At 66.6% G+C, this 21,429-nt stretch carries 17 protein-coding genes; 2 read left to right on the forward strand and 15 right to left on the reverse strand.

What is annotated here, in order from left to right; all coding sequences use genetic code 11:
- Window positions 1–70 precede the first annotated feature (70 nt).
- The 7 genes from FXN65_RS26035 to hutC all read right to left on the reverse strand — a co-directional run bounded on the left by FXN65_RS26035 (window position 71) and on the right by hutC (window position 8,473).
- Complete coding sequence (locus FXN65_RS26035) at window positions 71–1,039, reverse strand: ABC transporter substrate-binding protein (protein ID WP_151137899.1); 969 nt, start codon at window positions 1,037–1,039, stop codon at window positions 71–73.
- Window positions 1,040–1,247: 208 nt separating this feature from the next.
- Window positions 1,248–2,786 carry a histidine ammonia-lyase gene (gene hutH / locus FXN65_RS26040; protein ID WP_244620779.1) on the reverse strand — a complete coding sequence of 513 codons (1,539 nt, stop codon included), beginning with the start codon at window positions 2,784–2,786 and terminating at the stop codon, window positions 1,248–1,250.
- Window positions 2,783–4,453: a urocanate hydratase gene (gene hutU, locus FXN65_RS26045; RefSeq protein ID WP_151137904.1), complete on the reverse strand. Its 1,671-nt coding sequence runs from the start codon at window positions 4,451–4,453 to the stop codon at window positions 2,783–2,785. Before hutU ends, hutH begins: the two co-directional genes overlap by 4 nt.
- A gap of 39 nt (window positions 4,454–4,492) precedes the next feature.
- Window positions 4,493–5,818, reverse strand: a complete 1,326-nt coding sequence (locus FXN65_RS26050) for a YjiH family protein (RefSeq protein WP_151137906.1) — start codon at window positions 5,816–5,818, stop codon at window positions 4,493–4,495.
- Window positions 5,819–6,073: 255 nt separating this feature from the next.
- Window positions 6,074–7,081 (reverse strand): ABC transporter substrate-binding protein, encoded by a 1,008-nt coding sequence (locus FXN65_RS26055; protein WP_151137909.1) that lies wholly within the window; start codon window positions 7,079–7,081, stop codon window positions 6,074–6,076.
- 142 nt (window positions 7,082–7,223) lie between these two features.
- On the reverse strand, window positions 7,224–7,808 hold the full coding sequence (locus FXN65_RS26060) for a HutD/Ves family protein (protein WP_151137911.1): 585 nt from the start codon (window positions 7,806–7,808) through the stop codon (window positions 7,224–7,226).
- Window positions 7,805–8,473, reverse strand: coding sequence for a histidine utilization repressor (gene hutC, locus FXN65_RS26065; protein ID WP_394351307.1), 669 nt, complete (start codon window positions 8,471–8,473; stop codon window positions 7,805–7,807). Before hutC ends, FXN65_RS26060 begins: the two co-directional genes overlap by 4 nt.
- Before the next feature lie 276 nt (window positions 8,474–8,749).
- Between hutC and FXN65_RS26070 the strand changes: the two genes are divergently transcribed.
- On the forward strand, window positions 8,750–10,114 hold the full coding sequence (locus FXN65_RS26070; RefSeq protein ID WP_151137916.1) for a formimidoylglutamate deiminase: 1,365 nt from the start codon (window positions 8,750–8,752) through the stop codon (window positions 10,112–10,114).
- A gap of 95 nt (window positions 10,115–10,209) precedes the next feature.
- Here FXN65_RS26070 and FXN65_RS26075 read toward each other — a convergent pair whose 3' ends face one another.
- From FXN65_RS26075 to FXN65_RS26105, 7 genes are all read right to left on the reverse strand, one after another.
- Window positions 10,210–10,782, reverse strand: coding sequence for a lipocalin family protein (locus tag FXN65_RS26075; RefSeq protein WP_151137918.1), 573 nt, complete (start codon window positions 10,780–10,782; stop codon window positions 10,210–10,212).
- Complete coding sequence (gene bamE / locus FXN65_RS26080) at window positions 10,779–11,033, reverse strand: outer membrane protein assembly factor BamE domain-containing protein (protein ID WP_151137921.1); 255 nt, start codon at window positions 11,031–11,033, stop codon at window positions 10,779–10,781. Before bamE ends, FXN65_RS26075 begins: the two co-directional genes overlap by 4 nt.
- A gap of 69 nt (window positions 11,034–11,102) precedes the next feature.
- On the reverse strand, window positions 11,103–11,702 hold the full coding sequence (locus tag FXN65_RS26085) for a DUF924 family protein (protein ID WP_151137923.1): 600 nt from the start codon (window positions 11,700–11,702) through the stop codon (window positions 11,103–11,105).
- 3 nt (window positions 11,703–11,705) lie between these two features.
- The gene (locus FXN65_RS26090) at window positions 11,706–12,716 is read right to left on the reverse strand and encodes a class 1 fructose-bisphosphatase (protein WP_151137926.1); all 1,011 of its coding nucleotides are present in this window, start codon (window positions 12,714–12,716) and stop codon (window positions 11,706–11,708) included.
- A gap of 155 nt (window positions 12,717–12,871) precedes the next feature.
- Window positions 12,872–14,521, reverse strand: a complete 1,650-nt coding sequence (locus FXN65_RS26095) for a histidine kinase N-terminal 7TM domain-containing diguanylate cyclase (protein ID WP_151137929.1) — start codon at window positions 14,519–14,521, stop codon at window positions 12,872–12,874.
- A 172-nt stretch (window positions 14,522–14,693) separates the two neighbouring features.
- Window positions 14,694–16,079 carry a DUF3999 domain-containing protein gene (locus tag FXN65_RS26100; RefSeq protein ID WP_151137932.1) on the reverse strand — a complete coding sequence of 462 codons (1,386 nt, stop codon included), beginning with the start codon at window positions 16,077–16,079 and terminating at the stop codon, window positions 14,694–14,696.
- On the reverse strand, window positions 16,076–19,669 hold the full coding sequence (locus tag FXN65_RS26105) for a DUF2339 domain-containing protein (RefSeq protein WP_151137934.1): 3,594 nt from the start codon (window positions 19,667–19,669) through the stop codon (window positions 16,076–16,078). Before FXN65_RS26105 ends, FXN65_RS26100 begins: the two co-directional genes overlap by 4 nt.
- A gap of 264 nt (window positions 19,670–19,933) precedes the next feature.
- Between FXN65_RS26105 and FXN65_RS26110 the strand changes: the two genes are divergently transcribed.
- Window positions 19,934–20,329, forward strand: a complete 396-nt coding sequence (locus tag FXN65_RS26110) for a YkgJ family cysteine cluster protein (protein WP_151137937.1) — start codon at window positions 19,934–19,936, stop codon at window positions 20,327–20,329.
- Between the two features lie 169 nt (window positions 20,330–20,498).
- Here FXN65_RS26110 and FXN65_RS26115 read toward each other — a convergent pair whose 3' ends face one another.
- Window positions 20,499–21,413, reverse strand: a complete 915-nt coding sequence (locus tag FXN65_RS26115; RefSeq protein WP_151137939.1) for a DUF808 domain-containing protein — start codon at window positions 21,411–21,413, stop codon at window positions 20,499–20,501.
- Between the last annotated feature and the right edge of the window lie 16 nt (window positions 21,414–21,429).

A 21,429-nucleotide genomic window follows, 5' to 3' on the forward strand; every position in this document is an offset into this window, starting at 1 on the left:
CGCTCCGGTCAGATGGTGGGCCCTCTCCTCCCCGCGGAGGAGGGGCCAGGAATGGGGAAAGTCCCCGGCCTCAGAGGGCGGCTTCGATCTTCTTCGCCGCGTCTTCGCTGACCCAGGCGCGCCACACTTCCGGATGCTCCTTGAGGAAGACCTTGGCCAGGTCGGCCGAATCCATCTTTTCCTTGGCCATCTTCGCCAGGTTCTGGTTGAGCAGGTCGATCGGCAGATTGACCTTCTCCAGCACGGCCACCAGCTCCGGGGCCTCGTCATGGAAGGTCTTGGACAGGCCGACCTGGATGGTCACGCTCTTGTCCACGCCGGGCTTCTCCTCCAGCTTGACCAGTTCCGCCTGGCCCATCAGCGGCGTCGGCGACCAGTAATAGAAAAGGATAGGCTCGCCACGGCGATAGCTCGACAACACGGCCGCATCCAGGGCCGGGCCGGTGCCGGGGCGGAAGTTGGTGAACTTCTCTTCCAGGCCGTAGCTCTTCAGCATTTCGGAGTTGTCCAGCTCGCAGGTCCAGCCGGCCGGGCAGTTGTAGAAGCGCCCCTTGCCCGGTTCTTCCGGGTCACGGAACAGCTCGGCGTACTGGCCGAGGTCAGCGATCGCCTTGAGCTGCGGCGCCTTGGCCTCGATACCACGCTTGGCATCGCCCTCGATCACGTAGCGCGGCACGTACCAGCCTTCGGTGGCGCCGACGATCGGTGCGCCCACGCCCACCACCTTGCCGGCGGCGGCGGCCTTGTTCCAGGCGTCGCTGCGGCCTATCCATTCCTCGGCAAAGATCTGGATGTCGTTGTTGCCCAGGGCCTGCTCCATGGTGATGGAGTTGCCCGGCAGGCTGTCGGTCTCGCAGCCGTAACCGTTCTTCAGCACCAGTTGCAGCACGTCGGTGAGCAGCATGCCGCTTTCCCAGTTGAGTCCGGCGAACTTCACCGGCTTGCCGGATTCGCACCAGCCCGCCGCCTGGGCGGAAGCCGCTCCGGCCAGCAGACCCGCCGCACACATGAGGCTCAACACTCGCTTCTTGAATTGCATGTTCCGACGCTCCTGAAACTTGGTAAGGGGTTAAGGCAGTTCGTTCATCGACAGAAGCCGGTTGTGCCGGCTTCCGGTGCCAGTGACTGGCAATTGTTGTTCTGACGACCGGAAGGACTCGTGATCGTCCCGGGTACCTCACGCAGTTGCGGTCTTCCCGACCTGGACGGGACGCTCGCACCCCGCCCTCCCGCTCCCTACTTCAGGTTCACAGGCTCGGCAGCAGCCTTGCCGGGACCAGCGCGTTCAGGCAGCCGCTGGCCAGCAGGTCGCTTGCCGTTTCGATATCCGGGGCAAAGAAGCGATCCTCCTGGTAGTAGGAGACCTTGGCGCGCAGCAGGCCGCGGGCTTCTTCCAGCTTCGGCGAGCTCTTCAGGCCGGTACGGAAGTCCAGGCCCTGGCAGGCGCCCAGCCATTCGATGGCGAGGATGCCGCGCACGTTTTCCGCCATGGCCCAGAGACGCTTGCCGGCGTTCGGCGCCATGGACACGTGGTCTTCCTGGTTGGCGGAAGTGGGCAGGCTGTCGACGCTGGCCGGATGGGCCAGGGCCTTGTTGTCGCTGGCCAGGGCGGCGGCGGTGACCTGGGCGATCATGAAGCCGGAGTTGACCCCGCCGTTTTCCACCAGGAAAGGCGGCAGTTGGGACATGTGCATGTCCATCATCAGCGAGATGCGGCGCTCGGACAGCGAACCGATCTCGGCGATGGCCAGGGCGATGTTGTCGGCGGCCATGGCCACCGGCTCGGCGTGGAAGTTGCCGCCGGAGATCACGTCACCTTCTTCGGCGAATACCAGCGGGTTGTCGGAGACCGCGTTGGATTCGATCTCCAGCACTTCGGCGGCCTGGCGCAACTGGGTCAGGCAGGCGCCCATGACCTGCGGTTGGCAGCGCAGGGAGTACGGGTCCTGGACCTTGTCGCACTTCTCGTGGGACAGGGCGATCTCGCTGCTGGCGGTGAGCAGGTCACGATAGGCTGCGGCTGCGTCGATCTGGCCGCGCTGGCCACGGGCGGCGTGGATGCGCGCATCGAAGGGCGCGCGCGAGCCGAGCATGGCTTCGACGCTGAGGGCGCCGCAGACAGTGGCGCCGGCGAAAAGGTCCTCGGCCTCGAACAGGCCGCGCAGGGCGTAGGCAGTGGAAACCTGGGTGCCGTTGAGCAGGGCCAGGCCCTCCTTGGCGGCCAGGGTCAGCGGCTCCAGGCCAGCAACGGCCAGGGCCTCGGTGGCCGGCAGCCACTCACCCTTGTGACGGGCCTTGCTTTCGCCGAGCAGCAGCAGGGACATATGCGCCAGGGGCGCCAGGTCGCCGGAAGCGCCCACCGAACCCTTCAGCGGAATGTGCGGATAGACCTCGGCATTGATCAGCGCCACCAGGGCGTCGATCACCTTGCGGCGAATGCCGGAGAAGCCGCGGGCCAGGCTGTTCACCTTGAGCAGCATGATCAGGCGGACCATGGCGTCGTCCAGCGCCTCGCCCACACCGGCGGCGTGGGACAGCACCAGCGAACGCTGCAGCTTTTCCAGGTCGGCCGGGGCGATGCGGGTCGAGGCCAGGAGGCCGAATCCGGTGTTGATGCCGTAGGCGGTGCGGCCCTCGGCGACGATGCTCTCGACGCAGGCGACGCTGGCGTCGATGGCCGCGCCGGCGCTGGCATCCAGGGCCACGCGCACGGGGGCGTGGAAGACCTGGCGCAGCTGCGCCAGGGTCAGGGTTCCGGGTTTCAGGTTCAGCGAATTCACACTCAGACTCCTTTGCCAATCATCGGCAGGTTCAGGCCCTGCTCACGCGCGCAGTCTATGGCGATCTGGTAACCGGCATCGGCATGACGCATCACGCCGGTGCCAGGGTCGTTGGTCAGCACGCGGGCGATGCGCGCGGCGGCTTCGTCGGTGCCGTCGCAGACGATCACCATGCCCGAGTGCTGGGAGAAGCCCATGCCCACACCGCCGCCGTGGTGCAGCGACACCCAGGTGGCACCGCTGGCGGTGTTCAGCAGGGCGTTGAGCAGCGGCCAGTCGGAAACGGCGTCGGACCCGTCCTGCATGGCTTCGGTTTCGCGGTTCGGGCTGGATACCGAGCCGGAGTCCAGGTGGTCGCGGCCGATGACGATGGGCGCGGACAGCTCTCCGCTGCGGACCATTTCGTTGAAGGCCAGGCCGAGCTTGGCGCGCAGGCCCAGGCCGACCCAGCAGATACGTGCCGGCAGGCCCTGGAAGCTGATGCGCTCGCGAGCCATGTCCAGCCAGCGGTGCAGGTGGGCGTCGTCCGGGATCAGTTCCTTGACCTTGGCGTCGGTCTTGTAGATGTCCTGCGGATCACCCGAGAGGGCGGCCCAGCGGAACGGACCGATGCCGCGGCAGAACAGCGGGCGGATGTAGGCCGGAACGAAGCCGGGGAAGTCGAAGGCGTTGGCCACGCCTTCTTCCTTGGCCATCTGGCGGATGTTGTTGCCGTAGTCGAAGGTCGGGACGCCCTGCTTCTGGAAGTCCAGCATGGCCTTCACGTGCACGGCCATGGACTGCTTGGCGGCCTTGACCACTGCAGCCGGCTCGGTCTGCGCGCGGTCGCGGTACTGTTCCCAGGTCCAGCCGATCGGCAGGTAACCGTTCAACGGGTCGTGGGCGCTGGTCTGGTCGGTGACCATGTCCGGACGTACGCCACGGCGCACCAGCTCCGGCAGGATTTCAGCGGCGTTGCCCAGCAGCGCGATGGAGATCGCCTTACCCTCGCTGGTGTACTTGGCGATGCGCGCCAGGGCGTCGTCCAGGTCGGTGGCCTGTTCGTCGACGTAGCGGCTGCGCAGGCGGAAGTCGATGCTGGTCTGCTGGCATTCGATGTTCAGCGAGCAGGCGCCGGCCAGGGTGGCGGCCAGGGGCTGGGCGCCGCCCATGCCGCCGAGGCCGGCGGTGAGTACCCAGCGACCGGTCAGGTTGCCGTTGTAGTGCTGGCGGCCCGCCTCGACGAAGGTTTCATAGGTGCCCTGGACGATGCCCTGGCTGCCGATGTAGATCCAGCTGCCGGCGGTCATCTGGCCGTACATGGCCAGGCCCTTGGCGTCCAGTTCGTTGAAATGTTCCCAGGTCGCCCAATGCGGCACCAGGTTGGAGTTGGCGATCAGCACGCGCGGGGCGTTGGCGTGGGTCTTGAAGACGCCGACCGGCTTGCCGGACTGCACCAGCAGGGTTTCGTCTTCGTTCAGTTCCTTCAGGGTCTCGACGATCTTGTCGTAGCACTCCCAGTTGCGCGCCGCGCGACCGATGCCGCCGTAAACCACCAGTTCCTTCGGGTTCTCCGCCACCTCGGGGTCGAGGTTGTTCATCAGCATGCGCAGCGGCGCTTCGGTCAGCCAGCTCTTGGCGTTCAGCTTGTTGCCACGCGGGGCGCGGATTTCGGTGTCACGGAATTTGGTCATGGCAGACTCCTCATTAAAGGGTAGTAGCGGGGGCGGCGATCAGAGCCACCCCATGAATTGCGCCAGGTAAGCCAGCGGGATGCTGAACACCAGGCTGAGAATGGTGCGCTGCAGCCAGACCACCAGCAGGTCGCGCAGGCTCAGCGGAATCCGCGTGGCGAGCACGCAGGGAATCGAAGCAGAGAGGAACAGCACGCTGCTGACCGAAACGATGGCGGCGACGAACTTGACCACGACGTCGGCATCTTTCAGCAGCATGGCGGGCAGGAACATTTCGGCCAGGCCGGCAGAAATCGCGCGGGCCACTTCCATCGGCTCGTTCAGGCCGAACAGCCAGGTGACCGGGTAGAGCAGGACACCGACGGCGTCGAACAACGGGGTGTATTTGGCTGCCAGCAGGCCCAGCAGGCCGACGGCAAGGATGCTCGGCAGGATCGCGGCGGTCATGCGCAAGCCATCGACGAAGGTTTCCCGCAGCGAGACCACAAGGGGCGGCGCGACGCTCGCCTGCTCCATGCCGGCCTGCCAGGCACTGCGCAGGCGGCCCACACCAGGCTGCAGCTGCGGCTCGGGAATGGGCTCGGACGGCAAGCGGGAAAGCGGATAGATGCGCGCACTGACGGCAGTCACGGCGAAGGTCACGGCCATGGCGCCCCAGAAATACAGGTTCCACTGGTCCATCAGGCCCAGGGTCTTGGCGATGATCACCATGAACGGGGCCGAAACCGTGGAGAAGCCGGTGGCGATGATGGCCGCCTCACGTACGTTGTAGTGGCCCTGCTGATACATGCGGTCTGTGATCAGCAGGCCGACGGAGTAGCTGCCAACGAAGGAGGCGACGGCATCGATCGCCGACTTGCCCGGCGTGCGCCAGATCGGCCGCATCACCGGCTGCATCAGCACTCCGATCAGCTCCAGCAGGCCGAAACCGATCAGGAACACCAGCGACAGCGCGCCCAATGGCACGATCAGGGCCAGGCTGAGCACCAGCTTGTCGAACAGGAAGGGCAGCATCCCAGGCTGATATATGGCTGCCGGACCGAACTGGAACAGGTAGGCCACGCCGATCAGTAGGCCAATCACCTTCAACACGCTGAACACGAGCCGGGTCGTGCCGTTGCGCCAACTGCCGCTGTACCAGGGCTCGATCGCGCCAAACAGCATGAACAGCAGCGCAAGACCGATCACCAGGGGTCGCGCATGCGTCTGCAGCGCCGTGGCGGCGTGGTCCAGCAGGATGGTCGAACGGCCGGCGATCTCGAACGGCACGAAGAACAGGACCAGCCCGATCAGGCTATAGCCCAGCAACCGGGCCAATGCAGGTCCGCGGGAGGAGGCTAAGGTTGGCGATAGCTCTTCGGGCATCTCTTTTCTCCGTTGGCGATTGAGGTCGGGCTGAATGTCTGAACACATCTCTACTTGTACATACAAGCATAAGCAAGCAAAGGGCCAACTCCTTTGCCGCGGAGGTGAATCCACGGAAAAGCCTTCAGCAACGGGGGGTGGAGAGAATCGGGAAGCCATGCGGTGCCAGCGGAGCCGACGCCGCAATCTGTTACCAGAATGAAAAATGCCCGATTTCGAAGCACTCAGGCCCCAGATTGGGGCCTTAGGTAACAGTCACTTCAAGGAGGCGTCTACGCGTTGGGCGACATCCGCAGGCACCCAGGCCGACCAGATTTCCCGGTGCTCACGGAAGAAGGCATCCGCCACGGGACCTGCATCGGTGTGCTCCTCGGACATCCGCGCGAGGATGCCGTTGAACAGAGGCAGCGGGATTTCCACCTTCGAAAACGCCTGCACCAGGGCCGGCGCCTTCTCACGCAGATCACGGGACACGCCGATGGAAATCTTCGCCGGCAACGATCGGGTGCCGACGGGCTTCGGGTTGCTGGGGTCGATCAGGGTTTCCCAGGCCTTCTGGTCGAAGGGCGGCTCCTCCAGCTGCACCAGCTTGTAACGCCCCATCAGTGGAGTGGGCGACCAGTAGTAGAAGAGGATCGGCTGCTGCTGGCGAATCGCCGAGCTGATGGCCGCATCCAGCGCCGGTCCGGTGCCGGTGCGGAAGTTCACGTAGCTGTCTTCCAGGCCATAGGCCTTTAGCTTCTGACTGTTGACCCCTTCGCAGGTCCAGCCGGTGGGGCAGTTGTAGAAGCGGCCCTTGCCGGGTGACTCAGGGTCCTTGAACAGCGCCTTGAAGTGCGGCAGGTCGCTGACCGAGCGCAGTCCGGCGGCGGGAGCGCCATCCCCTTTCACCAGGTATTCCGGCACCCACCAGCCTTCGGTGGCGCCCTTCACCGGCTCGCCGACGGCGAAGACTTCACCGGCCGCTTCGGCCTTGCGCCACAGCTCACTGCGCCCGGCCCACTGCTCGGCGATCACCTGGATATCGTTCTGCCGCAGCGCGTTTTCCATGGTCAGGGTGTTGCCGGGCAGAACGTCGGTCTTGCAGCCGTACCCTTTCTCCAGCAGCACCCGCAGCACTTCGGTGGTGAACATGCCGCTTTCCCAGTTCAGGCCAGCCAGCATCACCGGCTTGGGATAGGGACATTCGGCGGCTTCGGCCTCCAGCGAGGCAGGCAGGACCAGGGACAGGACAATGGCAACGAGAACGCTGTGGCGGGGCATGGGTGGCTCCGGTAGGCGTGGCGGGCGACAGGGTTAGGTGTAGACCCTGTGGCGCCAATGTGCCCGATTACGGAGCGGAGGAGAGGCTACTACTGTAGGGACGAATTCATTCGCCCCTACAAGGTTGGAGCCGGCTTGGGAATCAGCGCGGCGTCAGCTCGATCAGGCAGACCGCGCCGGCGCCGCTCAGCTTCACCCCGGCCAGGGCGCCGGCGCTCTCCAGGTGCAGGCAGTCGTGCCGACCCAGAACGGCTGACACCTGGCCTTCGTGGGCAAGGCTCACTCCGCCTTCGGCAGCGAACAACAACAGGGTGCTGGCGGACGAGAAGAATTCGGCCTCGCCCGCGACCCGTAGCCATTGCAGGCGAGCGGCGTAGCGCTTGGGCGAGTAGATGAGGTTGAAATCGCGGATCGGCCCGTCGATCAGCTCGCACTGCACCGCGCTGCCACCATCGAAGGCGAAGGCGTCCAGGCTGGTGAGATCGCGGGAACGCCGGCCATCCACGTCCAGGCGCATGCCGGCGCCTTCCAGGACGGTGATCACCCGCTGGTAGCCGGTGAAGGCAGAGAAACCGCCGGACTCGCCGACATCGGCGATGGACAGGCGCCAGCCGAAGCCGTCGAGACCGTCGCCTGCGTCGCGAGCGATTTCCTGGGTGGAACCGGCGCCGTTCTTCCACGGCATACGGGGGTACTCAGCGGCGCGCAGCAGGCGGGATTGGGTCATGAACCGAAACGTCCTTCGAGGCGGTAGCGGGAACCGGGGTAGAGCAGGCGAGCGCTGGTCACGGTATTGCGCCCGGACCAGGTGCGCCGGCGAATCAGCAGGCAGGGCTCGCCCCGCTCGATCTGCAGTAGCTTGCATTCATCGGCGTCGGCCAGGATGGCCTCGACCACATGCTCACCCTCGGTCAACGGCGCCACGCTGGACAGGTAGGCGTAGGGCGTCTGGCGGGTGAAGTCCTGCTTCAGGTAGTCCGGGGCGGCCGAGGGGTTCACGTAGCGGTCCTCGATCTGCACCGGCACATCGTTCTCGAAATGCACGATGCGCGAGTGGAACACCCGCTGGCCTTCGCGCATGTCCAGTGCCAGGGCGCGCTCGGGGCCGGCCACCTCGTCCACCAGGCTGACCACCACGCAATGGTGGCGATGGCCGCGTGCGGCGATCTCTTCGGCGATGTTGTGCACTTCGAACAGTGCCGACTGGCCCTTGGGCTCGGCGACGAAGGTGCCCACGCCCTGCATGCGCACCAGCAGGCCTTCGGCGGTCAGCTCGCGCAGGGCGCGGTTGATGGTCATGCGGCTGAAGCCCAGCTCGTTGACCAGTTCGCTCTCGGACGGCACGCGATAGTGCGGCGGCCAGGCACCGCTCTGGATCTGCTGGCTGATCATCTGTTTGACGCGCGCATAAAGGGGCGCGGGGGCCTCCCCTATCTGGGCGGCCAGCGAAGACGGTGCATTGGGCGAACTGGGCACGGGAATCTCCTTGTCGGCGATGAAGCAGGACCCTGGATGGCAAACAGGCGTAGCCCCGAACCGGCTGCCCGCCTCCGGCATGTACCGGATTCGACAATTCCAGACAAGTGCGCGACTGACGTGAGTTTACGTTACCCTCAAACGTCTGTATATGTATATACAAATAAAACAACCCACCCCCGGTGCCTCATCATGTCCGCTTTCTTCGCAGAACGCGCCCTGCTGCCGCAAGGCTGGGCTCGCAACGTCCGCTTCGAAGTTTCTTCCGACGGCCTGATCGAAAAGGTGCTGCCCGATGCCAGCGGAGAAGGCGCCGAACGCCTCCAGGGGCCGGTGCTGGCGGGCATGCCCAACCTGCACTCCCACGCCTTCCAGCGCGCCATGGCCGGACTTGCCGAAGTGGCGGGCAACCCCAACGACAGCTTCTGGACCTGGCGCGACCTGATGTACCGGCTGGTTGGCCGGCTCGATCCGGAGCAGGTGGAGATCATCGCCCGGCAGCTCTATATCGAGATGCTCAAGGCCGGCTACACCAGCGTCGCCGAGTTCCACTACGTGCATCACGATGCCGATGGCCGCCGCTACGCCGACCCGGCCGAACTCTCCCTGCGAGTCAGCCAGGCCGCCCACGATGCCGGCATCGGCCTGACCCTGCTACCGGTGCTCTACAGCCATTCCGGCTTCGGCGGCCAGGCGCCCAATGACGGGCAGCGGCGCTTCATCCACAGCACCGACAGCTACCTGGCACTGCAGGAACGCCTGCGCGGAGAAATCGCCCGCCGGTCGAACCAGCAACTGGGCCTGTGCTTCCACTCGCTGCGCGCCGTCACCCCCGAGCAACTGAATGCGGTGCTGGCTGCGGAACAGGGCGCCCGCCCCATCCACATCCACATCGCCGAACAGCAGAAGGAGGTGGACGATTGCCTCGCCTGGAGCGGCCGTCGTCCCCTGCAATGGCTCTACGAGCACGCACCGGTGGACGAACGCTGGTGCCTGGTCCATGCCACCCACGCCGAGGCCGATGAAGTCGCTGCCATGGCCACCAGCGGCGCGGTCGCCGGTCTCTGCCTGACCACCGAAGCCAACCTCGGTGACGGCATCTTCCCGGCGGTGGACTTCCTCGCCCGGGGCGGCCGCCTTGGCATAGGTTCGGACAGCCACGTCTCGGTGAGCGTGGTGGAAGAATTGCGCTGGCTGGAATATGGCCAGCGCCTGCGCGACCAGCGTCGCAACCGCCTCTATCGCGCCGATCAGCCGCAGGTCGGCCGAACCCTGTTCGATGCTGCCCTGACCGGTGGCGCCCAGGCCCTTGGACAGCCCGTCGGCGCCCTCGCCGAAGGCAAGCGCGCGGACTGGCTGGTGCTGGACGGCCATGACCCCTACCTCGCCACTGCCGAGGGCGACGCGCTGCTCAACCGCTGGCTGTTCGCCGGCGGCGACCACCAGGTGCGCGATGTGATGGTGGCAGGCACGTGGGTGGTGCGCGATGGCCGGCACGAGGCCGAAGCGGAGACCGCGAAGGCGTTTGCCGGGGTGCTGCGGGAAGCCCTGCGCTAACGCCGGACTCCGACTTCCACAGGTTGAGGCTGAGCCACTGGAGCCCAACATTTGCCGGTAGGCAGATGTTGGGCCGTGCTGCGCTTGGCACCAACCTACGGATGCTGCGCCGAATCGTTGAGGGCGCTGTCCGGCGTGCGCCAGATCAGCAGGTCCGTGTCATAGCCCTGCCCTTCCGCCACTTCCATAAGCCGCTCGCGGGTGCGCTCCGAGACCACCGGCGTGCGTGACAGCAGCCAGAGATACTTGCGATCCGGATTGCCCACTACGGCGGTGCGATAGTCGTCGTCCACGTAGAGCACCCAGTACTCGCCTTTGGCGATGCCCGGCAGGAGCCGGGAAAACCAGTTGTCGAAGCGCACCCAGAGCTTGTCGGTGCGCCCGTCAACCTGGGGCACGGCATTGCCGTGTGCTTCTTTCCAGTTCCCATCCAGCGTGCGGCAGCGGTTCAGCACGCCCAGGCTGCCGTCGTCCCGCAGGTTGTAATGGGCTTCGGACTGGGCGCAGCCGCGCTGGAAGAACATCGGCAACCGCGCCAGTTCGTACCAGGTGCCCTGGTAGCGTGCGAGGTCCACCGCCTCCACCGTGCGTGGCGGAACCGGGCCCTCGCCATGGCTGGCGCAGCCGGCCAGCACCAGGGCCGCCAACAGCGCGGCTACGCGCCTCACTTGAGCCCCTTTCCGGAGAACATCAACACCTTCTCGCCGGCGTACTGCACGCTGACGAAGGTCTTCTCGTCGCCCCAGGTGCAGCTGGTGAAGCCGACGGCGCCGGAGCACTCGGTCGGGCTGCCGAGCAGTTGCTCCACCTCGGCCTTGGTCATGCCGGACTTGAGCTTGGAATAGTTCTCCTGGTTGAGCTTGTTGCAGGCGGCCAGCACCAGGCAGCAGGACAAGAGGGCGAGGGTACGCAGCGACATGAAGCACTCCTTGGCGGATGGAATACGACCCGCCAGAGGGGGCGGGTCGCAAGATTGTTCCATTCGATTCTAGAAGCGCGAACCGGGTTCCCGCAGAAAAACGCTTTCTTCGTCGCTGGAAGGGCGACCGAGAACGGCGTTGCGATGGGGAAAACGACCGAAGCGGGCGATGACCACCCGGTGGCGCTCGGAGAAATCGAGGAAGTTCTCGAACAGCGACCGCTCGGCGGCGTCGGCGCCGTCCAGCAGCAGGCGGTAGCGATACAGTGCGCGCTCCTGGCTGGCCAGGTCTTCGGCGTGCTCCAGCACCAGGTAGATGAACACCTGGCGAATCGGGCTGAGATGCCGTTCCAGGCCACGAGCCAGGCCCTCGGCCACGAGCGCCTGGGCGCGGGCATCGCCGGCGAAGCCTCGCGGGTCGTTGCGGAAGATCATGCGGGGCAGCTGGTCCAGCAGCACGACCAGCGCCAGCCAGCCATCCGGCTGTTCGGCCCAGTCGGCGAGGCCGCCGTCCAGGGCCTGCTCCACCAGGCCACCGAAGCACTCGCGGGCTTCGGCATCCTGATGGTCCTTCTTGCCGAACCACAGCCCGTGGCGCGCCGCCGCGGTCTGACTGGCGGAGGCCTCAGGTCCGAACCACCAGTCGAGCAACGGCTGCCAGGGCTGCATGGGTTACTCCAGGTGGTAACCGGTGACGCGGGCGACTTCTTCCTTGGAACCGAGGAAGACCGGCACGCGCTGGTGCAGAGAGTTCGGCTGGATGTCGAGGATGCGCTGACGACCATCGGTGGAGGCGCCGCCGGCCTGTTCGATGATGAAGGACATCGGGTTGGCTTCGTACATCAGGCGCAGCTTGCCGGGCTTCTCCGGCTCACGGGCATCCCAGGGGTACATGAAGATGCCGCCGCGGGTCAGGATGCGGTGCACGTCGGCCACCATGGAAGCGATCCAGCGCATGTTGTAGTTCTTGCCCAGAGCGCCTTCCTTGCCGGCCAGCATCTCGCTGACGTAGCGCTTCACCGGGGCTTCCCAGTGACGCTGGTTGGACATGTTGATGGCGAACTCGGCGGTGGTTTCCGGCACGCGGATGTTGTCGTGGGTGAGCACGAAGGAACCCAGCTCGCGATCCAGGGTGAAACCCTTCACGCCGTCGCCCAGGGTCAGCAGCAGCATGGTCTGCGGACCATAGATCGCGTAACCGGCGGCAACCTGCCTGGTGCCCGGCTGCAGGAAGGCCTGCTCGTTGAGCGCGTCGTTCTGCGAGAGGTACTGCTCAGGGCAACGCAACACCGAGAAGATGGTGCCCACCGACACGTTGACGTCGATGTTGGAGGAGCCGTCCAGCGGGTCGAATACCAGCAGGTAGGCACCCTTGGGGTACTTGCCGGGGATCTGGTAGGCGTTGTCCATTTCCTCGGACGCCATGCCGGCCAGGTGGCCGCCCCACTCGTTGGCCTCCAGCAGGATCTCGTTGGACATCACGTCCAGCTTCTTCTGCACTTCGCCCTGCACGTTCTCGGTGCCCATGCTGCCGAGCACGCCGCCCAGCGCGCCCTTGGACACCGCATGGCTGATTTCCTTGCAGGCGCGCGCGACGACCTCGATGAGGAAGCGCAGATCGGCAGGAGTGTTATGGCTTCGGGTCTGCTCGATCAGGTAGCGACTCAGGGTAACGCGGGACATGAAATGGCTCCGGAGGGTGGAAAAATGCGCGCAGTTTAGCGCGAGTCGTATCGCAATGCCTCTCAGCGGGATGGAAGGCGCTGAAATAGCGGTAAGGGCAGCCTGTCAGGGGCTGCGAATTCATCTGACGCTGGCGTCGGCCACTGGTTCAGCCGTCAGTCGGCGCCTGTAGCAGCCAATCGCCGCACCTGGTTCCGGCCGTTGCGCTTGGCGTCGTACAGCGCAGCGTCTGCGACCTGCATCAGTTCCTCCAGTGTCTGCCCCTGGGTCGGCCAGACGGCCAGGCCGGCGGAAAGGGTCACCGACAGCGGCCCCTCGCGTGTGGGCAGAGGCTGGCCGGCCAGCGCCTGGCATAGCGCCTGCAGGCGAGCGAACGCCTCATCGCCAGCGGCGCCGGGCAGCAGCAGGAGGAATTCTTCGCCGCCGATGCGGAACACCGCATCGCTGCCACGCAGGTTGCCGGTCAGGTGGATGGCCACGGCACGCAGCACGTCGTCACCCACCAGGTGGCCGTGACGGTCATTGAGCTGCTTGAAGTGATCGAGGTCGATCAGCGCCAGGGAAATGGGTGTGCGCTCGCGCTGGCAGCGGGTCAGCTCGCGGGCGAACAGTTCACCCAGGTGACGGCGGTTATAGAGGCCGGTCAGTGGATCGCGCAGGGCCTGCTCCTGCAGCTGTTCATGCAGGCGGGTGATGGTGCGCAGGCGCTCCTCGCTGGTGGCCAGCGCCTCGGCCAGCTTGAGTTCGCTGCAATGGCGCTCGGTGATGTCACGCAGGTAGAACATCTGTCCGAGGATGAAGGTACCGCTCCGGGTCACCCGCTCGATATCGCGGGAACGCACCTCGAAATAGCGCGATGAGCTGGCCGGGATCAACAGCATCTCGCGTTCCCCCGCCGTCAGCATCGCGTCCAGCTCCACGCCGTAGACCGGCCATCTGGACAGGGTCGTGCCCTGCCAGGCCGCAGACTGTCCGGCAAGCTCCAGGGCGGCGGGGTTGGCGTCGATCACCCGGCGCTGCGGGTCCACCACCAGCACCGGGTCGGGCAGTTCCTCCAGCAGCAGGTGGCGTGCGACCGGCAGCAGATCGAACAGGCGCACGCCGAGGATCAGGCAGGCGAAGGCCACCAGGGTGAAGGCGAAGCTGAATGGCGTGGGGTCGAAGCCGAACAGGGTCCAGCCAAAGACCACGTAGCTCAGGTTGGCGCTCCAGGGCACGCAGGTGACCAGCACGAAGGCCAGGTAGTGGCGCCGGTGCACGCCGTGGCTGGCCAGGGCGGCGCGGGTCACCACGGCCAGGCAGAAGATCATGAAGACGTAGACGTAGATGGCCACGGCATTGAACAGCGGGCCGTGGTCATAGCGGATCGCTGCGCCCGGGCTGCCGTCCACCGGCAGGGTGCCGGGGCCGTAGAACAGCTGGTGCCAGGGGTTGCTCAGGGCCATGGCCGAGGCGACCAGCGGGCCGATTCCCAGCAGCAGGAAGCCACGCAGCGTCAGGGGTTCACGGATGCTGTTGACGAACTGCCAGAGGAACACCGCCCAGAAAGTCGGCACGCCAATGATTCCCGGCCACGCCATGCTGGCCCAGAACACCTTGCACTGCGGCCCTTGTGCGGCAAGCTCCAGCCCCGCTGCGGCGAGCCACCAGCAGATGCCGACATGCAGGACGATGAAGCTCTCGCGACCGGGGAAGTGGCGCTGGCGGCTGACCCAGCGCGCCATGAGAATCACCCCGATGCCGACCGCAAGGGTCAGCGCCACAGGCCAGCTGAAGCTCCAGCCACCGGCCAGGCAGGCGTTCATCGCCGGGCTCCGGGAAGCTTGGCAAGCGAGGAAACGGGGCGCGAATGGAACTGCTCGAGGCTGGGCACTGGCCGTCCTGACCTGAATGTGGGCCGTCTGCTGCGGCCCGTGGAATGACCGGACAAAGATACATCAAAATGCCAGCACTTCCGCCTGCAAGCCTTGACGCTCATCAGGAACGCGTGGCTGGCCTGCGCAGCAGGCTGAACGCCATGACGCCCAGCAGGCCGACGCCCAACAGCAGCACCGCCCAGAGGCCGATGCGCTTCCAGACGATCTGCCCGGCAGTCTGCCGCTGCGCCGGGTGTTCGCCGACCTGCGGCGGAATCACCACCGCCTCGGCGCGGCCCATCTTCTCCAGGCTGGAAGCGTCGAAGCCCGGCACCAGCGTGGCCAGGGGCAGTTCTGTGCGGCTGGCTTCGGCATTGCCCAGCGCCAGGGTGAACGGCGGATTGCCACGGGCGAGGAACACCACCTGGGTGACATGCATGCCCACCTCCAGGCGCGGTACCTGCTGGCCGAAGCCGCCGGCACGCTGATCCACCGTCAGACGCAGCTGCTTGACCGCCATCCAGCCCGGCAGGTCCAGTTGCTCCTGGGCCACGTCCTTGCCGTCCTGGGGCAGGCGGTAGAGCAGGCCCGACGCCAGCGGCTGCCATTGCGGCGCGCCATCGCGACGCGCCTCCACCTGTATTGGCAACAGGCTGCCGGGACGCTCCACGGCAATGCGCAAACGCTCGATGGGCAGCCCCAGCGGCAGGTCCCAGACATACTGGCCATCCTTGCTGCTGACCGGCTCCAGCGGTGCCGACCAGGCCATCGACGCCGGCAGGCTCTCGCGGCTGGCACTCACCACCTTCACGGCGGTCAATTCCGGGGCCTGGCGCGGGCTCTGCCAGAGCAGGCGCAGATAGCGCGCCGGGCGTCCCGGCAGGGTCACTTCGCGCTGATCGATGCGCTGATCGGCAAAGGACAGCCGGGCCACCTGGCCATCGCCCCAGGGCTCCCAATGCTGCAGATCATCGCTGGCCTCGATGCTGAATCGCTGGAAGCCTTCGCCACCGCCGTTCCAGTCCAGGCTGAGCTTCTCCAGGGGCGCCTGCACGCCACTGGCGTCCAGCAACCAGCCGCGCAATTGCTCACCAGCCGCAACCGGGCTTTCCGGCACAACCTGCACCACCGTCCCCGTGGTGCTGCGTTCCACCCGCACACTGGGCAACCCCGCCGCGCCCTCGATGGAGCCATGCAGCGGGAACCAGCGCAGGGAATGTTCATGACGGGCACGACGTTCGCTGGCGCTGCTGCGGGTCATGGCGTAGGCCAGGGCCTCACCCTCGGCGTTGAACACCCGCAGGTCGCGCAGGTCGGCATGGCGTGCGGCAAAGTGCAGGGCCATGGGCATGTCCATGCGATACCAGGGCCCCTGGCCTTCCACGCGCAGTTCGACGCGGGTGGTGAAATCCTCGGGCTGCTCGGCGGCGAGCAGCGGCTGGCAGAGCAGCCCCAGGCCAGCCAGCAAGGCCAGGCCGGGACGGCCCAGGGAAGACAAATCGATCATGCGTTGACCCGCTCCTGTTCAGGTTCCGCGCGCCTGGGCGGCAGGGGTGCGAAGTAGCCGACGATCAGCAGCAGGACGCCGACGCCGATGAAAGACACGATGCGCTCCAGGCCACCGCGGTTGCCCAGTTCGACGAAGAACAGCTTGGCCACCACCAGCGCGATCAGCACCGCGCCCACCAGCCAGAGCTGGCGCCAGGCGCGCAGATGGCCGACGACCATCAGGCCGAGGGCGATGCTGGTCCAGACAATGGACAGACCGGCCTGCACCAGCATGGAATCCAGCTGCGCCTCCAGTTGGTACGGCACACCGCCCCAGTGATGCGCGCAACGGAATACCGCCGCCGTGGCCAGGGCGAACAGCGACACGCCCGCCACGCCCTGGATCAGCCTGGCCGGCACGTCAGGCAGGTCGAACCGCGGCAGGCAGTCGCGCACCCAGAGGTAGACGCCCAGCAGCGCGAACAGCAAGCCCAGCTCCAACGGATTGAGCAGAGGCAGATAGGGCAGCGGCTCTGCGGCACCATCGCTCCAGGCGTTGGCGATCCAGAACCAGGCCAGCATCAGCAAAGCCAGCGGAAGCGAGGCCCACAGCCGGTATTCCCGTGGATAGGCCGTCATCGGCCAGGGCAGGCGTGGGCGCAAGGCCACCAGCAACAGCCAGGCGCTCGGCAGCAGCGCCCAGCCCAGCCAGCGCCAGGCGTTGTACTGCTCGGACAACAGCATCAACAGGTAACGGAGCTCCAGCGCCAGGACGCCGAGCAGCAGCCAGCATCCCAGCACATGGGAGGCGCTGCGCGCGCCGCCGGGCAGGAGCCCATCCAGCCTGCGCAGCGCCAGCAGGTGCACGCCGCACAGCGCGCCCCAGCCGGCCCAGCCGAAGCTCGCCGCCGGGTGGTACTGCGGTTCCCAGGCCACCGCCAGCGCCACCACGCCCGCCGGCGCCAGCACCAGGCACAGCAGCGCCAGGGCACGCCATTGTTCGCGGCCGGCCAGCCAGGTGGTGAAAGCGACGCTGGCGGACGCCAGCAGCAGAGCCAGCGGCACCTGCAATTCGGGCGCTGCGAAGCGGCCGATCTCCGCCAGCCAGGCCAGGGCCCACCAACCGGCGCTCCAGGCCAGCAGCAGCTGCGCCAGGTGCGCGAGGCTGAGCCCACCCATGGCCGCCTCCGCTCGCGCCGCCCGTTGCAGGCGCCAGGCACCGATGAAGGCTGCCAGCGCCAGCACCGCCGGCGTCCAGAAACCGGCATGGCCCAGCGGGCGCAGGCCTTCACCAATCAACTCGCCCAGCAACAGAGGGCTCACCGCGAGGAAGCTGAAGCCTGCCAGCAGTTGCAGGAACAGGCCGAACCAGAACGCTGCGCGCTGCTGCAAATACAGGCTGAGCCAGAGGATCAGCAAACCGCTTCCGGCCCACACCGCACCAGCGGTGCGCCAGGGCAGCACGAACAGCACCGCCAGGTTGACGAAGGCCAGCCCCGCCAGCAGGACCAGCGACAGGCTCCGCAGCAGCCGCACATCAGCACGTGCCAGCGGGTGACGGGCGGCCAGCAGCATTCCGGCAATCAGCGCCAGGCCGATGAGCGAAGCCACCAGCAACCCGCGCCACCCCGGCACGGCACCGCTGCCCAGACCGGAGCCATCCAGATCGAGCAGGAAGATCGCACCACCGAGCAATTGCACGGCGAAGGCACTGAACAGGAACGCGCGGGAGAGCAGACGCAGTCCGGCGAAAATCGTCGCCAGCCCCGCCAGCGCCCAGGCGATGGACGTGCCTTCGGCTGCGAAGGAAAGCGGTGCCATCAGGTAGAGGAAGGCCAGCCCGGCACAGGCGAACACCGGCGCGCTGCGCTGCTCCAGCTCCGTGGCAGCCCCGGCAGGCGCCCGGCGCAGCTGCCAGAACACGAACAGCAGCGCCGCACCCAGCATCAGCGCGCCCAGGGGTGAGCCATCCAGCAGCGTGTAGCTGCCCGCACGCAGCCCACCGAGGAAGGCCACCGCCGCGCCGAACTGCAGCAGCAACGCGAATGCCCGCGCCAGAGGCCGGCCCTGGCGCAGGCCGAGCCAGTAGATGCCGGCGCCTTCCACCGCCCAGGCAGCGGAGGTCCAGCGGGCGTCCAGCCCCAGGGGAATCGCCAGGCTGCCGAACACCACGCCCAGCGCCAGGCAGGTTTCCACCAGCAGCAACGCGCGGCCGGCGGTGCGGCCCGCCAGGATGCGCGCCAGGACGATGTAGAACAGCCCGAGGGCGAGGGCGCTGAAGGCGGCGCCGAACTCGATATGGCGGATCAGCGCCACCTGCAGACCGAAACCGATGATCGGCGGACCGAACAGCACGGTGCCGTCCACCGTGTCCGCCTGGCGCGCCGACCAGCGCAGCAGCTCGCCCCGTTCCTCTGGCGCATCCGCCGCCTCGGCCAGCTTGCGCCGGGCGAAGAGCAGGCCGATGCCCACGTACATCAGGAAAAACAGCACCAGGAAGGGCTCGGTGCTGGCGAAGAGCTCCGGCCGATAGGAACGCAGGCCCCAGGCGAAGCCGATGCCGAAGGTGCCGACGAAGCCGATCAGGTTGAGCAGGCGCCAGGCCTTGAACCAGGCGATGGCGAAGATGCCCGCATTGAGCAGCGCGAAGTAGCTGAACAGCGCCACATGGTCGCCGCTGCCGCTGGAGGTGAGGATGGGCGCGGCAAAGCCGCCCAGCGCCGCTGCGGCCGCAAGGCCCAGGGCGTCCTGCGCCACCGCGAGGATCGCGGAAAACAGGGTCACCGCCACCAGCAGGCCGAAGGCCATCTTCGGGTCGAGCAACGGATGCAGGCGCATGGCCGCGAATACCGTCAGGTAGAGCACGGCGATCCCGGCGCCCTGGAGCATCAGGCCGTAACTGGGATTGCGCCGACGCAGCCACCAGCCGAGCCCCAGCAGCGCAATGGCGGCCAGCGCCACCCCGGCGTACCGCAGCTCAACCGGCACCACCATGCCTTCGGTGGCGTAACGCAGCAGGAAGGCCAGGCCGAGGAACAGCAGCACGACGCCGATGCGCAGCACGGTATTGCCACCGAACAGCCAGTTGCGGGCGGCGGCGAAGCCCCGTTCGAGCAGGGAGGGCTCGCGGGGCCTGGGGGGGATCGGTGGCGTGCGGCGTGGTGTCTCGGGTCGCGCTTCCTGGCCCCAGGCATCAGCTGTAGCGGCGGCTGGGGCAGGCTCGGGGGCCGGTTCAGCCGCGGCGGTGGGTTGTGCCAGCACATCGGCCGGCAGTTCCCAGACCAGATCGCTGTCGTCAGGTACCAGTTCAGGCGCGGCCTGCGCCGCTGGCGTATCCGGTTCGGCGACGGGAGGCCCCGCCTCGGCTGGCTGCGCGACGCCCTGCTCCACCTTGAGCAGGCGCTCATGGATGGCCTGGGTGCCCTTGTCGAAACGGGCCGCGAAGCTGGCCAGCGACTTGCGCAGCTCGGCGTTCTCCCGCGCCAGCCATTGCAGGCGAATGGCCTGCCCCAGCCCCAGGCCCATCAGGCCGCCGAGCAGGGCACCGGTGACGCTCTCATCAATCCCGGCCCCGAAGGCCAGGCCAATCAGCATGAAAATCCATTGCATGCAGCGATTACTCGGATGGTTGGGCAGGTGGGCCGCATTCCTCGCGGCCGGTATTAACCAGAAGCTACAAGAGATCCGGCATCGACCCAATAGAGACGCCTGAGCTCTGACTCACAGACACAGAAGATTCCTACAGCTCAGCACAAGACCGGCACAAATCCGTAGGGACAAAGGGAAATTTCATGTTCCCCGACGGGAAACTGTTCACTTTTTCACCGACATCGCTATGATGCCCGCCCTTCTCCCCTAGCCTGCTCGCCGACCATGAAGACCATGATGATCGTCGGTGCCGACCTCGACCGGACGGACACCTGGATCAAATACGAAAAGACCATGTGCCACGCATGCGTTTCCAGCTGCTGCACCATGCCGGTCGAAACGCGTCTGAGTGACCTGATCCGCCTGGAACTGGTGGCCGAGTTCGAGCGCGGCGAGCCGCCGAAGAACATTGCGAAAAGGCTGATGAAGGAAGGCGTGGTAGAGCGCTTCAACCAGAAGTCGGGCATCTTCACCCTCACCCGCATGGGCAATAACGACTGCTACTTCCTCGACCGCAAGAGCCGGCTGTGCACCGTCTACGACAAGCGCCCGGAAACTTGCCGCAACCACCCGCGCATCGGCCCGCGCCCCGGCTACTGCGCCTTCAAGCCCAAGGACTGACGCCCCCCGACCCTCTCCCGGAGGCAGAGGGAGCAGTCCGCGCAGCGTCGAGCCGTTGCTTCTCCTGTGGGAGCACTTTCAATCGCAAAGGGCCGCACAGCAGCCCAATCGACCTCAAAGCGACGTCTCACCGACCCGCAGGGGGCGCCGCGCGTTCCGGAGCAATCAGTCAGCCCCTGACAGCGCCCAGCACCTTCTGCACCAGGCTCACCCCGGCCAGCACCAGCGCGCCGGAGACGATGCCTGCCACGCCGTCGATCAGGATCTGCACCAGCCAGGAGAGGCCGCCAGCAGCGGCCAAGATCGGCTCCAGCAGGTGATGAGCGGCGGGAATGCCGTGAAGGATGATGCTGCCGCCCACCAGGAACATGGCGGCGGTGCCCAGCACCGAAAGACCCTTCATCATCCAGGGCGCAGCGGCGAGGATGCCGCGACCGATGGCCCGGGCCGTCGAACTGGCCCGGCGCACCAGATAGAAGCCGAGGTCGTCCAGCTTGACGATGCCGGCCACCAGCCCGTACACGCCCACGGTCATGATCAGCGCGATGCCCACGAGCACCGCCACCTGCTTGCCGAACACCGCATCGGACACGGTGCCCAGGGTGATGACGATGATCTCGGCGGAGAGGATGAAGTCAGTACGGATGGCGCCCTTGATCTTGTCCTTCTCCATGGCCACCAGATCCACGTCCGGGTTGGCCACGGCTTCTGCCAGCGCTTGGTGGGCCTGCTCATCCTCTTCGTGACTGTGCAGCCACTTGTGCGCCAGCTTCTCGAAGCCCTCGAAGCAGAGGAAAGCACCGCCCAGCATCAGCAGCGGGATCACCGCCCAGGGCGCGAGCGCGCTGATCAGCAGGGCTGCCGGCACCAGGATCGCCTTGTTCACCAGCGAACCCTTGGCCACCGCCCAGACCACCGGCAGCTCGCGCTCGGCACGAACGCCGCTGACCTGCTGGGCGTTCAACGCCAGGTCATCGCCCAGCACGCCTGCGGTCTTTTTCGCGGCGACTTTGGTCATTACCGAGACGTCATCGAGCAGGGTCGCGATGTCGTCGATCAGGGTCAGCAGGCTGGCTCCGGCCATGGTGTGTCCTTGCAGT

This window comes from Pseudomonas lalkuanensis (assembly GCF_008807375.1).
Taxonomy (GTDB): domain Bacteria; phylum Pseudomonadota; class Gammaproteobacteria; order Pseudomonadales; family Pseudomonadaceae; genus Metapseudomonas; species Metapseudomonas lalkuanensis.